This is a genomic window from Helicobacter felis ATCC 49179, from assembly GCF_000200595.1.
Taxonomy (GTDB): Bacteria; Campylobacterota; Campylobacteria; order Campylobacterales; family Helicobacteraceae; genus Helicobacter; species Helicobacter felis.
In genome coordinates this window covers 405,553-427,880 of the sequence record NC_014810.2, presented here as the reverse complement: position 1 = coordinate 427,880, position 22,328 = coordinate 405,553, and the positions used below count along the sequence as shown (strand labels likewise).

Annotated in this window: 24 protein-coding genes, 2 tRNA genes and 1 other RNA gene; 15 read left to right on the top strand and 12 right to left on the bottom strand. The window is 44.4% G+C overall.

Annotation, left to right across the window (positions count from 1 at the left end; all coding sequences use genetic code 11):
- Window positions 1–46: 46 nt before the first annotated feature.
- Complete coding sequence (locus tag HFELIS_RS02220) at window positions 47–2,095, bottom strand: carbon starvation CstA family protein (protein ID WP_013468911.1); 2,049 nt, start codon at window positions 2,093–2,095, stop codon at window positions 47–49.
- Between the two features lie 160 nt (window positions 2,096–2,255).
- On the opposite strand from HFELIS_RS02220, the gene ung reads away from it, so the two are divergent.
- On the top strand, window positions 2,256–2,993 hold the full coding sequence (gene ung, locus HFELIS_RS02215) for a uracil-DNA glycosylase (protein ID WP_013468910.1): 738 nt from the start codon (window positions 2,256–2,258) through the stop codon (window positions 2,991–2,993).
- 71 nt (window positions 2,994–3,064) lie between these two features.
- Window positions 3,065–3,187: a hypothetical protein gene (locus tag HFELIS_RS09465; RefSeq protein WP_267891124.1), complete on the top strand. Its 123-nt coding sequence runs from the start codon at window positions 3,065–3,067 to the stop codon at window positions 3,185–3,187.
- A gap of 84 nt (window positions 3,188–3,271) precedes the next feature.
- On the opposite strand, the gene HFELIS_RS02210 is transcribed toward HFELIS_RS09465, so the two are convergent.
- The 6 genes from HFELIS_RS02210 to HFELIS_RS02190 form a co-directional block, all read right to left on the bottom strand.
- A complete protein-coding gene (locus tag HFELIS_RS02210) occupies window positions 3,272–4,399 on the bottom strand; it encodes an NAD(P)/FAD-dependent oxidoreductase (RefSeq protein WP_013468907.1) in 1,128 nt (375 codons plus the stop codon).
- Window positions 4,393–5,493, bottom strand: coding sequence for a zinc-binding dehydrogenase (locus HFELIS_RS02205; RefSeq protein ID WP_013468906.1), 1,101 nt, complete (start codon window positions 5,491–5,493; stop codon window positions 4,393–4,395). The genes HFELIS_RS02210 and HFELIS_RS02205 overlap by 7 nt, the downstream gene beginning before the upstream one ends.
- A 41-nt stretch (window positions 5,494–5,534) precedes the next feature.
- Window positions 5,535–6,356: a YihY family inner membrane protein gene (locus HFELIS_RS02200; RefSeq protein ID WP_231844191.1), complete on the bottom strand. Its 822-nt coding sequence runs from the start codon at window positions 6,354–6,356 to the stop codon at window positions 5,535–5,537.
- A gap of 17 nt (window positions 6,357–6,373) precedes the next feature.
- Entirely contained in the window at window positions 6,374–7,213 is an 840-nt protein-coding gene (locus HFELIS_RS02195) for a biotin synthase (RefSeq protein ID WP_013468904.1), read from the bottom strand.
- Between the two features lie 16 nt (window positions 7,214–7,229).
- Window positions 7,230–7,324 (bottom strand) — tRNA-Sec (locus HFELIS_RS08875).
- Between the two features lie 87 nt (window positions 7,325–7,411).
- Window positions 7,412–7,864 carry a phospholipase D-like domain-containing protein gene (locus HFELIS_RS02190; protein WP_231844190.1) on the bottom strand — a complete coding sequence of 151 codons (453 nt, stop codon included), beginning with the start codon at window positions 7,862–7,864 and terminating at the stop codon, window positions 7,412–7,414.
- Window positions 7,865–8,029: 165 nt separating this feature from the next.
- Between HFELIS_RS02190 and HFELIS_RS02185 the strand changes: the two genes are divergently transcribed.
- From HFELIS_RS02185 to HFELIS_RS02175, 3 genes are all read left to right on the top strand, one after another.
- Complete coding sequence (locus HFELIS_RS02185) at window positions 8,030–9,700, top strand: AAA family ATPase (RefSeq protein ID WP_013468902.1); 1,671 nt, start codon at window positions 8,030–8,032, stop codon at window positions 9,698–9,700.
- A complete protein-coding gene (locus HFELIS_RS09285; protein WP_013468901.1) occupies window positions 9,697–11,244 on the top strand; it encodes a vWA domain-containing protein in 1,548 nt (515 codons plus the stop codon). Before HFELIS_RS02185 ends, HFELIS_RS09285 begins: the two co-directional genes overlap by 4 nt.
- A gap of 71 nt (window positions 11,245–11,315) precedes the next feature.
- Window positions 11,316–12,074 (top strand): TSUP family transporter, encoded by a 759-nt coding sequence (locus HFELIS_RS02175; RefSeq protein WP_013468900.1) that lies wholly within the window; start codon window positions 11,316–11,318, stop codon window positions 12,072–12,074.
- A gap of 1 nt (window position 12,075) precedes the next feature.
- Here HFELIS_RS02175 and HFELIS_RS02170 read toward each other — a convergent pair.
- A tRNA-Phe gene (locus HFELIS_RS02170) sits at window positions 12,076–12,151 on the bottom strand.
- 83 nt (window positions 12,152–12,234) lie between these two features.
- On the opposite strand from HFELIS_RS02170, the gene HFELIS_RS02165 reads away from it, so the two are divergent.
- The 3 genes from HFELIS_RS02165 to HFELIS_RS02155 are packed head-to-tail and all read left to right on the top strand — an operon-like array spanning window position 12,235 to window position 13,800.
- On the top strand, window positions 12,235–13,002 hold the full coding sequence (locus HFELIS_RS02165; RefSeq protein ID WP_013468899.1) for an exodeoxyribonuclease III: 768 nt from the start codon (window positions 12,235–12,237) through the stop codon (window positions 13,000–13,002).
- A complete protein-coding gene (locus HFELIS_RS02160) occupies window positions 12,992–13,474 on the top strand; it encodes a 4Fe-4S binding protein (protein WP_013468898.1) in 483 nt (160 codons plus the stop codon). The genes HFELIS_RS02165 and HFELIS_RS02160 overlap by 11 nt, the downstream gene beginning before the upstream one ends.
- A complete protein-coding gene (locus tag HFELIS_RS02155) occupies window positions 13,471–13,800 on the top strand; it encodes a chaperone NapD (protein ID WP_013468897.1) in 330 nt (109 codons plus the stop codon). Before HFELIS_RS02160 ends, HFELIS_RS02155 begins: the two co-directional genes overlap by 4 nt.
- Here the strand turns inward: HFELIS_RS02155 and HFELIS_RS02150 are convergent.
- The 4 genes from HFELIS_RS02150 to panB all read right to left on the bottom strand — a co-directional run bounded on the left by HFELIS_RS02150 (window position 13,797) and on the right by panB (window position 16,565).
- A complete protein-coding gene (locus tag HFELIS_RS02150; RefSeq protein ID WP_041303102.1) occupies window positions 13,797–14,294 on the bottom strand; it encodes a hypothetical protein in 498 nt (165 codons plus the stop codon). The genes HFELIS_RS02155 and HFELIS_RS02150 overlap by 4 nt on opposite strands.
- 43 nt (window positions 14,295–14,337) lie before the next feature.
- Window positions 14,338–14,696, bottom strand: a transfer-messenger RNA (tmRNA) gene (ssrA, locus tag HFELIS_RS08685).
- 64 nt (window positions 14,697–14,760) lie between these two features.
- A complete protein-coding gene (ruvB, locus tag HFELIS_RS02145) occupies window positions 14,761–15,759 on the bottom strand; it encodes a Holliday junction branch migration DNA helicase RuvB (protein WP_013468895.1) in 999 nt (332 codons plus the stop codon).
- Window positions 15,759–16,565 carry a 3-methyl-2-oxobutanoate hydroxymethyltransferase gene (panB, locus tag HFELIS_RS02140; RefSeq protein ID WP_013468894.1) on the bottom strand — a complete coding sequence of 269 codons (807 nt, stop codon included), beginning with the start codon at window positions 16,563–16,565 and terminating at the stop codon, window positions 15,759–15,761. The genes ruvB and panB overlap by 1 nt, the downstream gene beginning before the upstream one ends.
- A 72-nt stretch (window positions 16,566–16,637) precedes the next feature.
- On the opposite strand from panB, the gene HFELIS_RS02135 reads away from it, so the two are divergent.
- Genes HFELIS_RS02135 through HFELIS_RS02105 form a run of 7 tightly spaced genes read left to right on the top strand, consistent with a single transcriptional unit; the run spans window position 16,638 to window position 22,319 of the window.
- Window positions 16,638–17,333, top strand: a complete 696-nt coding sequence (locus HFELIS_RS02135; protein ID WP_049776998.1) for a hypothetical protein — start codon at window positions 16,638–16,640, stop codon at window positions 17,331–17,333.
- Entirely contained in the window at window positions 17,308–18,009 is a 702-nt protein-coding gene (locus HFELIS_RS02130; protein ID WP_013468892.1) for an outer membrane beta-barrel protein, read from the top strand. The genes HFELIS_RS02135 and HFELIS_RS02130 overlap by 26 nt, the downstream gene beginning before the upstream one ends.
- An 8-nt stretch (window positions 18,010–18,017) precedes the next feature.
- Window positions 18,018–18,971, top strand: coding sequence for an outer membrane beta-barrel protein (locus tag HFELIS_RS02125; protein ID WP_013468891.1), 954 nt, complete (start codon window positions 18,018–18,020; stop codon window positions 18,969–18,971).
- A 34-nt stretch (window positions 18,972–19,005) separates the two neighbouring features.
- Window positions 19,006–20,334 carry a M23 family metallopeptidase gene (locus tag HFELIS_RS02120; protein WP_231844205.1) on the top strand — a complete coding sequence of 443 codons (1,329 nt, stop codon included), beginning with the start codon at window positions 19,006–19,008 and terminating at the stop codon, window positions 20,332–20,334.
- A 5-nt stretch (window positions 20,335–20,339) separates the two neighbouring features.
- A complete protein-coding gene (locus HFELIS_RS02115; RefSeq protein WP_013468889.1) occupies window positions 20,340–20,939 on the top strand; it encodes a septum site-determining protein MinC in 600 nt (199 codons plus the stop codon).
- The gene (lpxC, locus tag HFELIS_RS02110; RefSeq protein ID WP_013468888.1) at window positions 20,936–21,841 is read left to right on the top strand and encodes a UDP-3-O-acyl-N-acetylglucosamine deacetylase; all 906 of its coding nucleotides are present in this window, start codon (window positions 20,936–20,938) and stop codon (window positions 21,839–21,841) included. The genes HFELIS_RS02115 and lpxC overlap by 4 nt, the downstream gene beginning before the upstream one ends.
- Window positions 21,828–22,319: a putative glycoprotease family protein gene (locus HFELIS_RS02105; protein ID WP_013468887.1), complete on the top strand. Its 492-nt coding sequence runs from the start codon at window positions 21,828–21,830 to the stop codon at window positions 22,317–22,319. Before lpxC ends, HFELIS_RS02105 begins: the two co-directional genes overlap by 14 nt.
- Window positions 22,320–22,328 lie beyond the last annotated feature (9 nt).

Genomic DNA, 22,328 nt, shown 5'->3' with positions numbered 1-22,328 from the left:
ATCCTTGGGAATTTTCCCCCTATTCTAGCCTGAAGTGGCTTAAGGGTTAGGGGGTTTCACACAGCGGGGGGCTGATTTTGTTGTAACGATAGGCATTATAGCAAATACGCACGCTGGCAATAAACACCATGAATGCAACCACCATAAAGAAAACACACAAGATCGCATCGATAATGTGGTTTGTTAAACTCTGCTTTAAGATAGAAAGAACTTCAGGCTCTTGCGTATGGCTGATTTTTTCATAGAGAATCTGCGCAGTAGCCACATGAGAAACATGGTTAGCCACCTCATTATCACTTCTTGGCATAACTTTTAAAGTACCGCTATAAAAAGTAATTCCCAAGATCAAGACTGCGGGGATAGCTGTTACTAGCGAATACCTAAAGCGTTGCATTTTAAAGAGAATGGTGGTGCTGAGTAAAAGTGCCATGCCTGCTAACATTTGATTACTCACACCAAATAGGGGCCAGAGGGTATAGATTCCTCCTTTAGGATCGATAGCCCCTTGATAGAGAAAATGCCCCCAAAAGCTCACACAAAGAAAAGTCGCTACAAAAACGGCAACCTGAGAACGCGTATTACCTAAAGGCTTATAGAGATGACCTAAAATGTTTTGAATCATAAAGCGGGCGGTGCGTGTGCCTGCATCTACGGCAGTGAGAATAAAGAGAGCTTCAAAGAGGATTGCAAAGTGATACCAAAATGCCATCACAGCAGGATTGCCCACGATGTGATAAACCAGCATGGACAGCCCGATCGCAAAGGTGGGCGCGCCTCCCGTGCGACTCAAAATACTGTGCTCACCAATATTACGGGTCAATTCTTGGATTTCTTGGGGGGTAATGGTAAAGCCCCAAGAACTGATCACTTTGGCGGCTTGAACAATATCTGCACTTATCGCGTTTTCTGGCGCATTGATCGCAAAGTAAAGCCCGGGGTGCAAGATAGCTGCCATGATCAAAGCCATAATCGCAACCACCGATTCCATTACCATCGCCCCATAACCCACCGCGCGCGCGTGGCTTTCTTTTTCAATGATCTTAGGTGTCGTGCCTGAGGCGATCAAGGCATGGAAACCGCTAATCGTCCCACATGCAATAGTAATGAAGAGAAAAGGGAAAAGACTTCCGGCAAAGACCGGTCCCGTGCCATCGATGAAAGAAGTTACTTTAGGGATTTGCAAAGGAGGGGCGACCACAATCACGGCGATCACCAAAACTAAGATCACCCCGATTTTCATAAAAGTGCTCAAATAGTCGCGCGGTGCCATTAAAAACCACACGGGCAAATTAGAGGACACAAAGCCATACCCAATCACAATCCACGCGAGCGTGGTGGCTTTGAGGGTAAAAATCGCGCTTAAGTTAGGATCGCTCGCCACAACTTTACCATAATAGATCGCTGCCAATAACAACCCAAAGCCAATTAAAGACGCCTCTAGCACCTTGCCCGGGCGCAAAAAGCGCATGTAAAGCCCCATAAAAATAGCAATTGGGATAGTCATGCTAATAGTAAAAAGCCCCCAAGGAGAATGCGCTAATGCCTTGACCACCACCATTGCTAAAATCGCGATGATGATGATCATAATGCCCAAAATCCCTAGCATCGCAAACCAACCCACCACTGATCCCATCTCGTCTTTGACCATTTCGCCCAAAGACTTGCCATTGCGCCGCATGGACATAAAGAGCACCACAAAGTCATGCACACAGCCCCCTAAAACGCTCCCAATTAAAATCCACAACACAGAGGGTAGATAACCCATTTGGGCGGCCAGAATTGGTCCTACTAGAGGACCAGCCCCAGCAATAGCCGCAAAGTGATGTCCAAAGGTAATAGGTTTGCTTGTAGGCACATAGTCGCGCCCATCATTGCGCACGCATGCAGGCGTGGCGCGCGTGTCATCTAAGCGTAAAACTTTATAAGCCACAAAATGGCTATAAAAGCGATAACCCAATGAGTAAATGCAAATAGCCGCCACCACAAGCCAAAGCGTGTTGATACTCTCGCCCTTGTGCAAGGCTAATACTCCTAAGCATACCGCCCCGATAATAGCCACGATCGCCCATAAAAGATTGCCTAAAGTCTTGTTCACATATACTCCTGTGATCTGTTTGGATTTAAAAGTTATACATTGCAATTCATAAAAAAGACTTTTTAGTGTCTATAAGGCGGTTTGAAAACTCCATTCATTCTGTAAAGATTTCCCAATGGACAATATGGCATATTTAACCCATTTGCTTTAAAGGATATGTATGCTTTTCCATGCCTTAGAACGCCTGCCCCCTGAATGGAGCGCGTTTTTACAGCCCGCGATCCAAAATTCCCATTTCAAGCATTTGAATCATAATTATATGCAAGCACTGACAGAAGCCCAAAAACACCAAACGCGTGTATTCCCACTCCCTAATGCGCTTTTTAAGACCTTTGAAGCCACTCCTCTAGAGTCCCTGCACACTATTTTGCTTGGCCAAGACCCCTACCATGGAGTCTTCACCTATAAAAATCAAGAACATCCCCTTGCGATGGGTCTAAGTTTTAGTGTGCCCACCCATGCGCCCATTCCTAAGAGTTTGCAAAATATTTATAAGGAATTGCAACAGAGTTTGCACATTTTCCCACCCAAACATGGTAATTTACAATCTTGGGCCAAGCAGGGGGTGTTATTGCTCAACGCCATCTTGAGCGTAGAAAAAAACAAGGCCAAATCACATGCGCATTTGGGGTGGGAGAGTTTTACAGATTTAATCTTGGTCCAACTCTCCAACTTGCAGAGACCTTTAGTGTTTATCTTTTTAGGGCGTGTGGCTCAAGAAAAAATTAAACTTTTAAACCCTAATCCTCAGCATTTGATTCTAAGTGCGCCCCATCCAAGCCCTCTAGCCCAACGCAAACCTCCCTTTTTTCTAGGCAGTGGCATTTTTTCACGCGCGCAGAACTTCTTAAAGCAGAAAAACATTCCAATGCGTTGGGATTTAGATGAGAGTTCTTGACAAAAGAAAAAATTTAAGATAGAATTTGGGTTTTGTGCGCCCTCCAAAAGGAGGGACACCTGCAACTAATCTTGGTTGTTGCTGTTATTGCTATTGTTGCGGTTGCTGTTATTGCTATTGTTGCTGTTATTGCGATTGCTGTTGCTGTTATTGCTGTTGCTGCTCATAGCCTTCGTCTCCTTTCGTATATTTGAAGGTCAAGTTACCTTGAAACTTCATGGAGCTACTATAGCGTATATTTCGTTTACTTTTGTAAACGGCTTGATCTGCCTTGAGGACTATTTGGCTAATAAAAATCTCTTCCAGTTCCATTCAATGTATTTTTTGAGCCAAGTTGCTACCCTGCTACGCACATAAAAAGGACCTATTTGTCCTATTGTGTAACCTGCGCCAAAAGAACAGAGGGTGCCTTGAGGCGTATACGCAAAAGGCTTTTTAGGTTGGCCTATGCCCGTACGCGCCAACTCTTTGGCTAGATAAATCCCCATTTTGCGGGCAAGTTGTGCAGTCGGGGGGTAAAAACGCCCTTGTGCAGTTTTAACCCCTGCACAATCTCCTAAAATAAAAATTCCTTTACCGGGCAAATGAGTAGGTTCTAAAAAGTTATTGACTTCCACACGCCCGCGCACACCTTTTAAGAACGCTGAGTTGTCAATGACCTCACTCCCACGCACCCCACAAGTCCATATGAGAAAATCTGCCAAAATTTCCTTTTGTGTGCCCTCTTTTTCAACTAAAACGCCCTTAGACTTGCAGGCTAAAATTTTTGTCCCCATTTCCATCGCCACGCCTATTTTTTGCAGATAATCAAACCCTTTTTGAGCGAGCGCGGGCTTGAACATGGGTAAAATCGTTGGCATTGCTTCTATACAGGTGATCTGAAACGCCTTGCCCTGAGAGATGATAGGCAGAGTGTCGCTCAACGCCCCTACTAACTCCACTCCGCTAAACCCTGCCCCACACACCACCACGCTAAAGGGGCGTTGCTCTTGGAAGTTCTGCAGGGCTTCTAAGAGCCTTTGATGCGTCTCTTGGGCATTTTCAAAATTGGTAATGCTTTGTGCGCACGCTTCTACCCCGGGCACGCCAAAACTCTCGCTTTTAAACCCTAAGCCAACGATGAGTTTGTCATAGCGATAGCTTCCCTCCTGCCCGATCACAAGTCCTTCTTGAATCTCCAAGATGCGATCTTGCACAAACTCCACTTCTTTGGGCAAAATTTCGCTTAAAGGGAGTGTGTATTGCCCCTTGAGCCCGGCCAACACTTCGTGTAAAAGCACACTGAAATAATGCAAAGGAGTTTGAGAAATCAGGCGGATACGATACTGAGAGCGCGCCTTAGCTGGCAAACTTTTAATAAAAGAGAGAGAGGCATAACCTCCCCCTAAAACCAACACCTCTACCATTTAATTTTGACAACCGGTTTGATGAAATTGGCCGGCTTGTCCTTCATCCACGCGAGGGCTTGGGCAACTTCTTCAAATCTTCCTTCAAGTCTATGGGTGATGATGGGCTTGACATCAAGTTTTTTAGTTTGTAAGAGGCGTGCGAGTTTTTCCATGCGATAACGCCCTCCCGGAGTTAAGCCTCCTTTGATGGTTTTATGCCCCATGCCCACATCCCAATGCAGGCGCGAAACACGCAGATAATCCCCTGAACCAAAGTAGTTTACATTGGACACCACGCCTCCATTAATCACACACGCGCAAGCATCGCTTAAAACATCTGTGCCCCCTCCAGCGATCAAAATTTTATCAGCCCCTTTGCCCTTAGTTAATTCCATGATTTGCTCTTGCATGGGGGCTTTGCTAAAGTCGATAAAATGGGTTGCGCCATAGTGCTTGTGCGCCACTTCATAGCGAAAAGGCACGCAATCCACCGCATAAATCTCACTAGCTCCCATTAAATTTGCCCCTGCTAAAGCCATCAAGCCTACCGGACCCAAGCCCACCACAGCCACGCGATCACCGGGTTTAATGTCTGCTTGCTCGGCGCAATGAAAGCCGGTGGTAACCATGTCGCTAAGCATCACCGCTTCGCTAGGATCGACCCCTTCGGGCAGGTGTCCCAAATTCCCATCCGCGTCATTAATATGAATTTTTTCAGCAAAAACCCCATCTTTAAAATTAGAAAATTTCCAACCGGCTAAAGGGGCTTCTTCATGTTGGGGATAACCTCTTTGTGCCCCTGAGGAACTCCAATTAGGCGTGATAGCTGGAATGATCACCTTGTCCCCGGGTTTGAAATCCTTGACTAAATTCCCCACTTCTACAACTTCCCCCACTCCCTCATGCCCTAAAAACATGTCTGTGCGCTCTCCAATCCCCCCCTCATAGCAGGTGTGTAGGTCTGAAGTGCAGGGCGCGACTGCAATCGGACGCACAAGGGCATCATGCGGACCACATTCTAATTTTTGACGCACGGGCACCACGCACTCTAAATGCTCTTTTTCAATAATACCCACCTTACCAATGCCAAGCATCGCAAAACCCTTAATCATTAAAACCCCTTTCAGTTGAAATAGACTTGAAGTATAGCACGCTAGGTTGAATGACTGCACAGCTGCACACCATAAAGCCCTAACAAGAGTACCAGCCAAGAGATATAGATATAGGACATAAAAAACCACAAAATAGAAATCGATCCATATAACTCGTGGTAAGTGCGGTTGTAGAGAATGTAGTAAACAAAGCCCCACTTCATCAATGTCCAACAAAGACTAGTGCCCCCACTCCACACCAATAGATGCCATTTGTGTTTAAAAACTTTTTGAGTGGGGAGGAAAAAAAGGAGTAAAAAATAGACATAGAGAGTTATCCATCGCAACAGGGCCAATAAGTAAGGGTTGTGGATATTGCGGTGGATATAAATATGAGCCACAATGAGCATTAAGAGCGCGATCACTAGCACAAGACCCGTTCCCAACCCCCAAAACAGAAAAATTTTAACACGCCCTAAATGGATGTATTTTCTAGGAGGGGCGTTGAGAATTTGGGAGGCAATATAGCGGTAGTTTTCACAAAATAAGAAAAAAGCTAGCGCAATGAAAGCAATTTCTATAATCCCTAGCGTGCGGTTATTGCGCATAAAAGATTTCAAGAAAAGATCCCCAATTTTCATAAAATCCGGACTATTGGGCAAGAAAAAAGTTTCCACTTCAAAGGTTTTTGAAAAGGGACTAACAAAGATCAAGGCGATGAAAAGCAACACCGGAGAGAGGGAGAGAATGGTATAAAAACTTAAAGAAGAGGCGTAATAGAAAATCCTAGCAAGTTCATCAAAATGGGACTCGAATTTGGACTTATAGAGGTGAAGGCAATAATAAAATAGGGCGCGTGCGCGCCCAAAGGCACGCGCTAGCAAAAGGCGAAACTTGGACATTAATGGCAGGTGGTGGCGATTTGTAGACCGCACTCCTTCAGCATTTCAAGATCCTTAGTAGGGGCATCGCCCTTAGTGGTCAAATAATCTCCCAAGACGATCGCCTGCACGCCACAATCAAAGATTTCTTTTTGTGAATCTTTAAAGACCACTTCGCGCCCACCTGCTATCATCAAACGCGCTTTAGGTAAAAACTCCCTAGCTAATACCAAGCATTCTAGCGCCTCTTCAGAGCTCATAATGGGTTGTTTGATAGGCAGGGAGGGGCTGGGAATGAAAAAATTAATGGGCGTGGTCGCTGGGGCCAGAGATTGTAAGACGCGCAACATATCGATGCGATCTTGATAACTCTCGCCCATGCCAAAAATCCCCCCACTACACAGACTTAGACCCACTTTTAGGACATTTTCACAAGTTTGGTAGCGTTCCTCCCACGGGTGGGTGGAACAAATTTGAGGGAAGAAATTTTGCGAGGTTTCTAGGTTGTGGTTATAGCTGTCAATGCCATTTTCTTTTAAAAACTTTAAAGACTCCACATCGGCGCGCCCACAACAAGCAATCAGGTGCAGATCGGGCACTTCCTCTTTGATCGCGCGCCCCAAGCTAGCGATGTAATCACATTTTTTAGAATCCAAACCCCGCCCAGAAGTTACAAGGCAAAAACCTAAAGCGCCAAATCCCCGCAGAGTTTTGGCCTCATCAACCACTTCTTCAATTTTTTTAAACTTATAACGGCGGATTTTACCTTGATGGTGCGAACTTTGAGTGCAGTAAGCGCAATCCTCACTACAATCCCCACTGCTGACATTAGAGATAGAACATAGAAAAATTTCCTGCATGATAATCCTTTAAGGGCAAGAGAGCCAAAGAATCGAACTTTGCAACGCTTAGGACACCTAAACGCTCTTTGGGTTTGAAGCCCAAGGCACGCACCAGCCATGCTCGCTCTCCGCTGGCATTATAACAGATTGAATCCCTATTTTAGATAGCTCAAACTTTGAGTAAAGCTATTTTTGTATGGAAAGCTCTAAGCGCATTCAAACAAACTCCACGCCCATGCAATCTTGAATAAATTTCTCATAACTGCCTAGCGGTCGAATATCAATGCTATAAACTCCCTCTTGAATTTTTTCTATGACCACACAATCCAAACCCAAAATTTGCATTTTTTCATAAGCGGTAAGCTCCCCTTCTTGCAACCTCAAGACTGTTTTTAAAAGCCAGTTGGCTAAAGCATTATTAGGATTGCTCATAAGTGCCTTACTATTATCTTGGCAGAGTTTTGCTTGTAAAATCTGTCCAAGTGGAGTTTTCAAATCAAAGGGTGTATCCCGGGGAGGGAAAAAATGTGGGGCTAATTGATGGATTTGTGCAGGCACAGGGATATACACCTCGCCGTACTTCCTGGCTCTACCCCCTGCGTTCCATTGGTTTAAGCCACTTCGTTCTGGCACGGCGTGGGTTTTTGGGCTATATAGAGGCAAGATCACATAATCACGCCCGGCAATTTTGGGCGTTGTGATATTCCCCCACAGGTGGTTTTGGAGTGAAAGGAGTAAGGTATTCTAATACAACAAACTTAAATCTGTAGCCTCGCTTTAGTCCTAAAATACGCAACAGGCTACGCTATAATATCCCTTTTACAAGGAGGCTTTATGTCTTACAAAAGCAGAGTTAAAAATCTCATTGCCGAGTTAGAAAAAGATTTATATGAGCGTGAGGAGTGCGTGCGCTTGGTGTTGCTCGCCATGTTTGCCGGTAAAGCCATTTTCTTATACGGACCGCCCGGCACAGCCAAATCCATGATCGCTAGAAAAGTCAGCCTTGCCTTTGGCGAACCTAAAGACTTCTTTAGCGCGCTCATGCACCGCTTTTCCACCCCTGAAGATATTTTTGGTCCAATTGACATCGGGCAGTTGAAGCAAAACCGCTTAGTGAGAAACACCAAAGGTTACTTACCCACCGCTAGCTTTGCCTTTTTAGATGAAATTTGGAAAAGCTCACCCGCCATTTTAAACACCTTACTAACCATCATTAACGAAAGGCTTTTCAAAGAGGGCGACACGGATATTAAAGTCCCCCTAAAGGGCATTGTGTGCGCGAGCAATGAATTCCCTCCCACCAATCAAGGGCTAGAAGCCCTTTACGATCGCATGCTTTTGCGCTACTTTGTAGAGCCCTTAAAATCTAAAGAGAATTTTCTCAAACTGATTACCAGCCAAGAGGGCAGGAGTTCTAGCCAACACGCCTTTAGCCTAGAGGAATTAGAAAGTATCCACCAACAAGCCGCCCAAATCCCCTTTAGCCAAGAAGCCCTAGAGAGTTTGCATACCATCAAGGCGACCTTAGAGCAACTCAAACACAACCCCGCCTTAGTGGCAAAATTCTTAGGCGAGAGCGCGCCCACACAAGAGGAGCAAGAAACTACAGAGTCCGATTCTAATTTGATTGCTACCCCCTCTGATCGGCGTTTCAAACAATGCGCCCAGCTTTTGCAAGTTGCTGCCCTTTTAAGCGACCAACCCCAAGTTACCACCCCCGATCTTGCCTTGCTTAGACATTGTTTATGGGATAGCCTAGAGCAAATCCCCTTAGTCAATGCGATTTTAGCGCAGGTGCTCAAAAGTAGCCATGCAAAGGCTAGGGACTTGGAAAAGGCGCAAGAGAGCTTAAAATACCTAGAGTGGGTGCGCGCCCACAAGAGCACAGAGGAATTTGAGAAAACCTACCAGCACGCCCACACAGAGATACAAGCCCATACCAGCGAGTTAGAGAGAAACTTACATGAGATGAGCCAAAAGGCGAATGTGTTTTTATCCTCTAAAGATCAAAAGATCGCCTTTGCGAGCACACAGGAATTATTGCAGGAGTTTAAGGTGTTGTCTTTACAATTAGAGGAGGTATATAAAAACCCTCCAACTCCACAACCGCCAGAGCCTAGCAAGCCCGCAGAGGTGCAGGATAGCAAAGGACTTCGTAAAAACATTACCAATATCATTAGGACACATGGAGACATTCAAGATGTTGCAGTGATCAAGACCGAAGAGTTTAAAAAAGCTATTAGAGATATTGCCAAAGCTTTAGTAGCATATTGCAATGGCAACACGACTGAGAGCGACTTGCGAAAGACTTTGGCAACATTGCGTTACCCGTCTCATTTACTAGGTAGTATTCCACATCATCCAATTTTTAAAAGTATTGTTACTTCTATTGGCAATGGTTCAGATAGTTTTATGAAGAATTTGGAGGATCCTATTCACAACTGCATTCCCCCTCTCTTAGAGCTTGCCGAAAAAATGAAACAAGACTACCAAAACACCAAATGAACGACCTCCAAACCTACGATCTCTTACAAGACCCTGAGATCGCCGCGCAATTTGAGCTAGCTTGCCAAGAAAAGGACAGCCAAATTAAAGAGGCTTTAAAAAACCACCCTTTTTTTGAGGAGAGTCTCGCCCACTACCAACGCAAACACGCCCACCTAGAACAAAAAGATTTAGTAGCAAATACCCGCGCCCAGTTTCATGCCCATAACCCCCAAGAGGATTTGAGTTTTATTGACACCCAAGAAAAAGCGTTAGAAAAATCCAAAGATAAAGATAGCGATCGCGCTACCTTACACCGCTTTATTTTAGATAAATGGCGGGGCATTTTAGACAATAAAATCAACGCCTGGAAACAAGCCACACAAGCCAAAATGGAGCAGGATTTTTTAGAGCGCATGCGCGCATGGTTTAAAGCCCTATGGCAGGCAAAACAGCTGACCAAACAAGCCCCCGAACTCTTTGGCACAAGTGGGTTATTTATGGACGCTAAGGGGCTAGCCCTAGAATCCCTAGATTTAGAGGGCTTAGGCGATTTAGAGGCACAAAAACGCGCGTTAGAAAATTTAGAGGGGCTGGATACGGATATAGAGACCCAACATAGAGGGCATGCGTTTTCTGTGGGCTCTAGCCCTACACGCCTAAATCTCGCCCAAATTAAAGCCCTCTTTAACCAAATCCAAAACAACAAAGCCTTAATGCAAATTTGCGATTTACTAGGGCGCATGAAAGAGATGCAACAAGAAATGATTAAAGAGATGATCAAGGAGCTTAAAAGCTATTCTTACACAGAACGCCACCCTACCAGAGATTATAAAGAGGAGATTTGCGGGATTCATTTGAGCAATGATTTAGAAAATTTAATCCCCCAAGAATTAGCCTTGCTCGATGACCCCGATTTAGAGGTGTTGTTTTACCTGAAATTCACAGAAAAACGCCTCTTTTGTTTTGAAAAGCAGGGCTATATAGACCACCATTTGGAGGGTGTAGAGGAAGTGGAGGTGGAAGTAGAAAAGAAGCAAGAAAAAGAAGGGGAAAAAGGACCGATCATTATCTGCGTGGATACCAGCGGGTCGATGAGTGGTGATCCTGAGCTTATTGCTAAGGCTTTGACTTTGTTTTTAGCCGTGCATGCCAAGAGAGAAAAACGGGCGTGTTATTTGATTAATTTTAGCGAGGGGACAACCGCGCTAGATTTGAGCGGTGGGGATTGGATGGCTAGACTCAATAACTTCTTAACCTTTAGTTTTAGGGATGGCTGGGAAAATGTGGATTTAGCCATCAAGCAGGGCATAGAGCAGATGGAGAAGGAAAACTATAAGAATGCAGACCTTTTAGTGATCTCAGATGGCTACTTTACCAACACCAACATGGGCGACCTTGCTAGGCAAATGCAAAACAAACGCCAAGATAAAAACCGATTTTATTTACTCGATGTCAATGGCAACTCAGGGGCAAAACATGCCTTTGATAAGCATTGGGTGTATGATAGCCACAACCAAAATATCCGCACGCTGTGTGAGTTAAGTAATGATTTAGGAGCGTGAGTTAGATTTGGACTAAATCTCTCTAATAGAGCTTTGTTATAATCGGCGAAGAGTCTATTAGGGAGAGTGTGATGGAGTTAGAATGGTATGTGTATGTGATTGTAGTTGTGGTGGCTTTTTGCGCGGGGTTGGTGGATTCCATTGCTGGGGGTGGGGGGTTGATTACCATGCCAACTCTGCTAGCTTTGGGGATTCCTCCCCACTTAGCCCTAGCCACTAATAAACTTCAGAGCAGTTTTGGGAGTTTCACGGCTACGCTGAATTTTTGTCTAAAAGGCATGGTTTCTTTAAGAGAAATCGCCTTTGGGGTGGGGTGCGTGGTGGTGGGCGCAGGCTTGGGCACAACCCTCATTTTATGGCTCAAAGCAGACATTTTGCGCCTACTCATTCCTATTTTCTTAAGCTTGATCTTTATTTACACCTTGCTAGCTCCCAAAGTAGGCGAAGGCGATAGCCATCCTAAGATCAAACCCACCCTTTTTTACGCCATTTTTGGGTTGGGACTAGGGTTTTATGATGGCTTTTTTGGGCCGGGCACGGGCTCGTTTTGGACTTTTGTAATGGTCGCGCTCTTGGGATTGAATATGAAAAAAGCCACCGCACACACTAAAGTTTTTAACTTCACGAGTAATATTATTAGCCTGAGCGTGTTTTTAATCGGGGGGCAGGTGATTTGGGTGGTGGGGCTTTTAATGGGCTGTGGGCAGATGTTGGGGGCGTGGGTGGGCTCTAATTTGGTGATGGCTAAAGAAGTGAAGTTTATCCGCAGGGTGTTTTTGTGTGTGGTGGGGGCGACTATTCTAAAATTATTTTGGGATTTTGTGCGTTAGATGGTGGCTTGAGGCGGAATCGAACCACCGACACGAAGATTTTCAGTCTTCTGCTCTACCGACTGAGCTATCAAGCCATAAACTGAAATTATACTATACACTTCCCTAAAATTTAACTTAAAATTGTTATAATCCTGTGGATTTTTCTAAAGGAGAGGTTATGCGCTTAGTTTCTTGGAATGTGAATGGCTTGCGGGCGTGCATGCAAAAGGGCTTTAAGGATTTTTTACTGAAGAGTGGGGCTGATATATTTTGTGTGCAAGAAACCAAAATGCAACCCGATCAGGCGGATTTTGTCTTTGAAAATTACCATGCTTTTTGGAATAGCGCGCAAAAGAAGGGCTATAGCGGGGTGCTGACCTTGAGCAAAAGCGCGCCTTTGGATGTGCGCTATGGCTTGGGATTAGAGGAACACGACACAGAGGGGCGCGTGATCACATGTGAATATGAATACTTTTATTTGGTTAATGTTTACACGCCCAATTCTCAAAGAGGGTTATTGCGCCTGCCTTACCGCCTGCAGTGGGAAAGTGTGTTTAGGGAATTTTTACAGAATCTAGCATCGCATAAAGAGGTTTTAATATGTGGCGATTTGAATGTTGCTCATACTGAAATCGATTTGACTAATCCTCAGAGTAATCGCTATAACGCGGGTTTTAGTGATCCAGAGCGCAACGCTTTTGGCCAATTACTCCAACTGGGCTTGATCGATACTTATCGCCATTTTTACCCCGATAAAACAGAGGTTTACACATGGTGGAGCTATATGAATCAATCTAGGGCGCGCAATATTGGTTGGCGCATTGATTATTTTTTAGCCTCTCAAGGCCTGCGATCCCAGCTTAAAGACGCGTGTATTTACGCTCATATTTTGGGGAGCGATCACTGCCCGGTGGGTTTGGAAATGAGTATTGAGCATGGATGCTAAAAAACCTTTTAGGGAAATCTTTAAAGGTCTGAAACGCAAGCCTTTTCTTATCCCTCTACCCTATTTTAACTCTCAAAAAGTGCAAGATTGCCTAGATTGTGCCGGGGGGTGCGCCTTGATCTGTCCTGAGCATATCATTATCAAAAAAGAGGCTACACGCCCTTATTTGGACTTTAAAGAGCGGGGGTGTACATTTTGCCGGGAATGTGTGCGCGTGTGTGCTCAGGAGCACGCGGGAGTGTTAGAGGGCACTAGAGAGAATCGCATAGACACATGGGCGCTCATCGATTCGCAAACATGCCTGAGTTATCAAGGTGTGGTGTGTTTCACATGCAAGGATGCTTGCCCTGAGAATGCGATCATTTTTCAAGGCATGTTTGCCCCGCGCGTGCACAATTTATGCACGGGGTGCGGCAGGTGCGCGCCAAGTTGCCCTAGCCAATCTATTTTATTTGTGGAGAAAACAACATGAATATTTCTAGTGTGATTGTTAAGGTTCAGTTGGAGAGTTTTGAGCAGAGCTTAAAAGCAATTGAAGCTTTAGAGTATGTGGAAGTGGGGGCTTTTGATCGAGAAAAGCAAGTGATTATTGCTTTGATTGAAGCCCCTAGTGTGCAGGAGGAATTGCGGGCTAATAAAGAGATTGAAAACATCCCCGGAGTCTTGAGCGCACATATGCATTTTAGCTATTCGGACGAAAATCCCCTGCCTCCTAATATCCAAGCTAGCTTAGAAAAAATAGAAAACACAGACACTAAAGCTGTGCGCTATAGCGGGGATATTAACAACTGGCTTTAGTTGGCCTTGCGGGTGTTGAGCCATTGGGCTTTGAGGTCCATGGCAGTGTGTAGAGAGTTTTGAAGTTGCTCAAGTAGGGCGATCAAAGGACCAAGATCGGTGTCCCATTTGGGGTCTTTGAGCTCTTTTTGTAGAGCATCCACAAGATCGAGGGCTTTATCTAAGTCAATTGGGTGTTCCAAAGCTTTTTTGAACGCCATCTCAAAACCCTCCTTTTTTTTAGGACCTCCGGGGGGATTTTCACTAGGAGCGATCACACTCTTAATATTTTTGATTTTCTGATAAAGACCATCCAGCTTTTTGACTATTCTATAATCGCGGCCATTATCGATGGCATCTTCTAAAATTTTATTGCTAATCACTACTAAACTACTCACCAAAGCAACGCTTTTGGCTTCTTCTTTGGAGAGCGCATGGACATCAATACCTAGTAGCGAAGACACCATACCTAGCATCCACACAACAGGTATTAAAAAATATTGCTTAAAAATCATTGGTGTATTCAATCCTCTTTCTAAGGGGAAAACATTGTAAAAATGGTGGAGCTGTGGGGAATCGAACCCCAGTCCAAAAATCACATCCATCCGTGGACATCTACATGCTTAGAGAAGTGTTAAAAATTCGGGTTCTCTCTAAGCCACCTCTCCAGCTTTTAAAAGACCCCTAGCTCTAAATCTTACTCTAAAAAGCGAGCACTTTTTAAAGGCATCTGGCAAAAAGTAATGGAACGCCTGCAGGACACCAGCGACCCCACAAACTTCCAGCTCGCTACGCAGCTTTAGCGTAGTTGGGAGCGTAATTAGGATTGTTTACGGTTATTGTTTGTGTCGTTTTACAAGAGACACTTGGCATGCAATCCACGCTATGCAACCCTTGTCGAAATCCTGTTCAGCCCCAAAAAACTTAGCAAAAAACCAAGTAGCGTAGTATAGCATGCTATGCTTACGATTTTTTTAATTTTTAGATCAATCTAGGGCAAGTTAGCTTGAGGGTTTCATAGGTTTTAAGCGTAGCGATACGCCCCTTAGCCGTGCGTTCTAAGTACCCATTAGCTAGCAAAAAAGGCTCGATCACCTCTTCAATCGTGCTTTCATCTTCATGCAAACTCGCGGCAATAGTATTCAGCCCTAGGGCTTTGTTTTTAGCATTGGCCAAGAGATTGAGATAGAGCAAGTCTAGGGCATCAAAACCATGCGCATTCACGCCCAATTCCTCTAGGGCAAAAAGCGTAGTCTGTAAAGAAATGCACAATTCATTGGCGTGATCGGCAAAGTCGCGCACGCGCCTCAGCAATCTTAAGGCAATGCGGGGCGTGCCTCTTGAGCGTTTGGCAATCTCTATACTAGCCTCATCCTCTATCTCTTTTTGCAATTTCACACTGGCACGCGTGATAATTGTAGCGAGTTCTTCTATGCTATAAAATTGCATGCGAAAATGCATGCCAAAGCGTTCGCGCAAAGGATTAGAAAGCAGTCCCGCGCGCGTGGTCGCGCCTATGAGTGTAAAGGGGGCTAAATCGATCTTAATGGTCTGTGCGGCTGCTTTAGAGCCGATGATAATATCTAATCTAAAATCCTCCATCGCCGGGTAAAGCACCTCTTCAATCGCTGGACTTAGGCGGTGGATTTCATCAATAAAAAGAATGTCTTTGGGGTTGAGATTGGTTAAAAGAGCGGCCAAATCGCCCGTTTTTTCAATCATGGGGGCGGTAGTAACTTTGATATTAGCATTAAGTTCTTTGGCGATGAGGTGGCTTAGAGTGGTTTTACCCAAACCCGGAGGACCAAAAAAGAGCACATGATCGAGGGTGTCTTGGCGTTTAAGAGTGGCGCTAATAGAAACCTGTAATAACTTTTTAATTTGCTCTTGTCCAATGTAGTCCTCCCATAAACTAGGGCGCAGACTTAAATGTTCCTGCTCTTCTAAGTTAAGGGCTTCCACACTCACAAGTCTTGACATCAATAGCTCTCTTGTTCAGAGGGAAAATGCCCCGTTTGGATGTCTCGAATATAGTCTTGCACCGCCTGTTCAATCAAGGCCGCCCCCTCTAAATACGAGCGCACAAATTTAGGCTTAAATGCTTTGAATAGTCCAAGCATATCACTAAAGACTAAAATCTGTCCATCACACCCCGCCCCGCTCCCTATGCCTATGGTGGGGATGTCTAAGCGAGCAGTGATTTTTGTGGCTACAGATGCGACCACACCCTCTAAAACCACTAAGCTTGCCCCTGCCTCTTGCACACTTAAAGCATCCTCTAAGACTTGTTGCGCGCTCTTCTCTGTCTTACCTGCAATCTTATAGCCCCCCACTCCGCGCACACTCTGGGGCAAGAGTCCCACATGGCCTACCACCGCTAATCCCTCTTGCACCAATCGTTTAATCAAAGGTGCGCGCGCCTGCCCTCCCTCTAGCTTGATCGCATCTGCGCGGGTTTGTTGGTAGAATTTTAAGGCATTTTTGAGGGCTTGTTTTTCATTAGTGTAGCTCCCATAGGGCATATCTGCCACCACGAAGGCGCGTTGAGTGCCTCGGCACACCGCCTTAGTGTGGTAAAGCATTTCTGCCATGCCTATACTCAAGGTATCTGGCATGTGGTTAAAACTCATGTTCAAGCTGTCCCCTACCAAAATCAAATCTATATAGGGATCAAAAAGAGTTGCAAAGAGCGCATCATAAGCGGTGATCGCGCTGATTTTGCAAGGGCTTGCGCCTTCTTTGGGGTGCTTTTTACGATACAGAGAATCTAAGGTGATTTTTTTCATGACTGCACTTTTTGAGAGATTTTACCTTTAAAATGCTATGATAGGGCTAAAAATTTAGGGTGTGTCTTGGAAATTCGTAAGGTGCTACAGGCATCTTTTTTTATCTTTTTTTATACACCATCACTATGGGGTATTGATTATAAAACTCTTGATCCCAAATATTATAAATACATTAAATTCTATGGAGAGTATACGGATAAAGAAATCGCCCTACTCATTGATAGCATCAAGGACGCGGAGAAAAAAACAGGGCTGTTGTTGGGGGTGAGTACGGGGTTTTTTTATAATAGCGCTATCAAGCACGCCATGCAGGAGGGAAGCCTAGAGGGCAAAAACATGGAATATCTTTGGAGTGTGGGGGCGCGGTTTGGTTATCAAACTTTCCGACCTTCTCTTTTTGCCAAAACCATGCGGCCTAATTTCATCGGTCGTCGGATTTATATCCAATATATTGGGGCGATCCCTAAGCAATCCAATATTGGGACTATTGGTTATCAAAGCGCGACTATTAATGCAGATTTGATGATCGATCCTAACTTGCCCTTTGTGAGGCGTTATCTCTCTGTGGGATTTTTATTAGGAGTGGGGGTGGGAGTGGTTAGTCAAGGGAACAACACCTCATCTTTTTTTGGCATGATGGCTAACACAGGAATTGCCTTTAGTATCTTAGGGCATAATCGCGTGGAACTTGAGCTTAAAATTTTGGCCAATAAAGATATTTCATGGTGGGGGGGATTGATGCATGTGGGGTATCAATATGTCTTTTAGACATGGGATATGGTTGTTTGTCTTGATTTTTGAAATATGTTGGGGTGGGACTTTTACGCGTGAAAAACGCTCTCCAAAAGCTCAGAAAGATTTTGAAATTTACATGCTCAAGGGGCAACTTTATGAAATCCAAGAGCTCAAGCTAGCCCAAGAGGTAGCCAAAAAGCGCAGTGGAGTTTTTATAGGGGCCCTTTTAGCCCAAACCTCTTTGCAGATTGCCGGAACTAAAGTGGATAGCTTACCTCTCTTTTATGGAGTGCGGGCGGGTTATCAAAAATACATCGGAAGCGATGTAGGAGGCGTGCGGGTTTATGGAGAATATTTGGGGGGAGTGAATAAAAGTGTTTTGCAGGCCAATCAAAGCAGTAGCTATCAAATGGCGAGCGCAAATGTGGATTTGATTATGGATAAATCTATCGATGCGAAAAGGAAATACGCCATTGGAGTCTTTGGCGGGCTTGGTGTGGGCTGGAATGGATATAAGGATTACCCAAGCGCAACGCATAATCCTAATGGGTTTGGCCTGGTGGTAAACTTAGGTGTGGCTCTCACTTTGGATCATCGCCACCGCCTTGAGCTAGCCCTCAAAATGCCCCCTCTCAAATCTAGCCATGCCTTTGCCTACGCCTTTGCTAGTGGCAATATTTATTACATTAGTTATAATTTTTTGCTTTAGGGAAGGCAATGGACGCGCTATTGGCTACACTCACAGAACACACAAAGACAAGTCCTAAACCCCCTGCTCCACCAACACAACAAGCTGTGCCCAATGTTCCTAGCGATCCAGAAATTGAAAAACTCAAAGAAGAGATCAAAAAACTAGGGGGCAAGCCCGAAACAGATTTTTCCGATTTTAAAGAAATTGAAAAGAATGACAAAAATAAAAACCCAGCTTTCAAGGCCAAAAAGATTGAAAACTACCAAATCGCGAAAGAAAAAAGCGGTTTTTTCTTAGGGGGTGGCTATGGAGTAGGGCTTTTGGAAGGATCGTATCAAGGGAATAGTGTTTTAAACACAACACTGGGTATCAATGTTCCCAATGATGTTTTTAACAACAATGTGTCTCTGAGTGGCTGGGCCAACATGCTCAACTTAGAAATAGGCTACCAGCAGTATTTTAACCCCTATTTTGGCACGCGCATTTATGGTGATCTGCTTGTGATCCCCGGTTTGGCTACAATTAGTCGCCTCAACAAAGAACAAAATTCTAAGGGATTTGGCAAATGGATTTATGGGCTAGGGTCTTTGAATATGGACGCATTAGCTGACATCGCCCTTGATAAAAAGAAAGAGCATTTTATAGGGGCTTATGTGGGTTTTGGTGTGGGGATGATGGTTTTAAAAAGCCTGAGCGCGCCCGCTTTTAGTGCAGTGCTTGCTAATGGCTATAAAAGCCAGCATGTCCTATGGAACATGCTCATGCAAGCCGATTACACCATTAATTTAGGCCTAGCTTTCACTTACAAACGCCATTTGCGTTTTGAATTGGGCACTAAGATACCCCTAACTTATTTGCGTTTAGGGATGGAAACAGCTGCGACCTACCATAATGGACAAAATAGTCGAACCCTCATTGGAGATAAGATTGGCTTCAAACGCTCAACTTTTGGTATGTTAAGTGTACTTTATGTTTTTTAGGAAGTGAATTGTGTGGCGATGGATTGTATTGATCATGTTAGTTGGTTGTGGCTATCTGAGCTATAACTATCTCATTACTAAAGATGGGCAGGGAAAAATTGAGCTGGTAATGCAGGTCGCTCCGGATAAACAAAATGGGATTGCAGAAGCTGAGGTAACCCACCCCACCCATTGGAATCTCAAACACCGCATGCGTGTTACCCTAGAGACTAAGGCCAAAATCCGCTCCTACCATGTTAGAGTCTCTACTAGCGATCATCTTGTCGTCTATGAAAAAGAACAGATTGTCTTAGATGAGCCTAGTCGTCTGAGTTTTGAGTTGCCTAAACCTAGTATCCAACTTAGCGATCAAACTCTTTTGCATTATGAGATTCGCATGCGCGATTGGAGCAACGCGCATTTTTTTAGCGGTAATTTAAGCACGGCTAACTTTGATCTCACTTTAGACACCACGCCTCCAACTCTGCAGATTATTTCCCAATCCTCTAGCATCACTTATGGTGGGAGCGCTTTAGTTGTCTTTAGCGTTGAAGAAGAATCTTTAGATGCCGCATGGCTTAGTGATGGCAAACAGAAATTTAAAACTTTTCCTTTTGTTAAAGCCAAGCACTATGCCGCTATTCTGCCTTGGTCTTTACAGCAACGCGCCTTTAGCGCCACCATTATTGCTCGCGACAAGGCTTATAACACTAAAATCATCCCTCTCAACTTCACTAAAATCACCCGGATGCCTTATTACAGGCGTGATATTGAGTTAAACAAAAAATACGCAAACAAAGAAGCGGCCTTGCAGGGTCTTAAGACACATCCAGATTTTGAGCGCACTAAAATGCGGCTCAATCTTGAAGAAATTGTTCAAGCAGATCTTGACAATACCATTGCAGACATAGCGCGCTTGAATCCTTTTAATCCTTTGGCAATGTCCAAACCTAGAGTCTTGCTCCCCTTTGGTGCGCAAAAACGCTATCTTTTTCAAGGGAGTCTTTTGGGGCAGGCGTTGCACGCTGGTGTGGATTTTATGACCAAACACTCTAAAATTCAAGAGAGCAACGAGGGGCGTGTGGTCTTGGCTGAAGAAATTCAAAGTTATGGTAAGGGGATTTTAGTGGCCTATGGTTTAGGTCTGCATGCCTTTTATGGAGGCCTTTCAAAAATCCTTGTAAAAAAATCCGATCTAGTGGAATCGGGTCGGGTTTTGGGCATTAGTGGCTTTAGTTATGCCAATAAGCTCGATCATGTGCATTTTGAGATGTTGGTGCAGGGAATCCCTGTCTATCCCCACGAATGGATGGATGCAGGGTTTATCCAACGCTTTAATGCTGTGTTGCAAGAGGCGCGCCAACGCATCCAAGAAAAAAGGTAGAGCAGGTGCTACAAACTCGACAAAAGCAAGTGCGTTGTTTTGAACTTGGTGTGGCCAATAAGGATCAGTATCTGAATTTTATCTGCAAAAATGCGCCCCTTTTGCAAGATTATCTTCTCCTTTTTAAAACACCGCTTGAAACCGAAGTTTTGGAGGCCTTAGAACGCTACGGGTTAGCCTACAGCGTGTGCGCTAAAGACCTCAAGGGCAGAAACAGCGACCAAATTGTGATTTACGATGCGATAGAGTTTGCGCCCAAAAATGTTGCCCCTCCCCAACCACCCCCTTTAGAGGATGTGCGAATTTACGAGCGGCATATACGCAGTGGCGAGGAAATTAACAGCCCCCATAGTTTAATTTTCTTGGGCAATATCAACCATGGGGCCAAAATCCATTCTGAACAAAATATCAGTATTTATGGGCATTGTGAGGGGATCGTCATTTGCATGGGTGCTTGTATGGTGCTTAAAAGTGTGCATTCTTCTTATATTGCCTTTCAAGGATCGATTTTAGATCAGGCGCAACTAGAGCGTATCAATGCCAATGATAAATTAAAACTCATTACTAGAAAAGACGATATAATCAACATAAAGGATATTCCATGAGAGAAAGAACGATTGCAAAAAGCGTAGAAGTTATCGGGATTGGCTTGCACAAAGGAGTGCCTGTGAAAATGACCTTAGAACCTCTAGGTGCGGGTTCAGGTATCGTATTCGAGCGTTCCGATTTAAAAAGACAAATGCCTTTAAAACATGAGAGTGTTGTAGACACCACAATGGCCACGACTTTAGGCTCTCCTGAAGATCCAAAAGCGCGCATTTCCACTGTGGAGCATCTGTTATCTGCAGTGAGCGGTTATGGGATTGATAACTTGAAGATTTCTGTAGATAATGAAGAGATTCCCATTATGGATGGATCAGCTATCGCTCATTGCATGTTATTGGATGAAGCAGGAATTGTCGAACTAGACGCTCCCAAGCCTTTCATGCGCATCACAAAAGAAGTCGTTGTCCAAGATGGCCCAAAAAGTGCTAAATTAAGCCCAAGTCCTCTTCTCTCCTTTGATTTTGGAATCAATTTCGCCCACCCTATGATTTGCGAACAACATTATCATTTTAAATTTTCCAGACGAGCGTATAAAGATCAGATTGCTAGGGCGCGTACCTTTGGTTTCTTACAGGAGGTAAATTATTTGCGCTCCATTGGACTTGCCAAGGGCGGAAATTTAAACAATTGCATTGTCCTAGATGAGCATGGAATTGTAAATAGAGAGGGTTTGCGCTACGAAGAAGAGTTTGTGCGCCATAAAATTTTGGATGCAATGGGAGATTTGGCATTTTTGGGGATGAATGTCATCGGAGCCTATAGTTCTTACATGGGTAGCCATAAGCTTAACGCTCTTTTGGTGCAAAAAGTGTTAGAAACTCAAGCTTATGAGGTGGTGCATCTTCCCCAGGGGCAACACGAGGAAACCACCTCTTTACAAATGGCTCTTGCTTACAACTAAGGAAGGACATAAACCTTGTGCGCTCGTAGTGCTCTCTTTAGAGAGTCCTGTGCAAATGGGGGTTTATGTTGAGGGCAAATTGACTCAGGCTTTTGAAAGTTCAGAGAAAGCGAGTGTGGCACTCGCAGCTTTGAGCGCGCAGGCGATCGCTTGGTGCACTTCTTACAAATTAAATTTAGAAGCTATCTTTTATGCAACAGGTCCGGGGAGTTTTAGCGCTATGAAACTTACCCATGTTTTTCTGCATACTTTATCGGTGGCACAAAATATCCCTCTCTTTGGCGCATTGGGTTTTGTCTTTAATGCTTACCAACCTATTAAAGCTTTTGGGAAAAACTATTATTGTTACAAGCATGGGCAAATTACCCTTTGTGTGTTAGAGGAGGCAACGACAACTCCTATGCAACTCCCTGACTTTTTAGATCCTAAGTTGTTTGCAAAAAATCCAAAACCTCTCTATCTTTTACCTCCTGTTTAGCGCAAAATC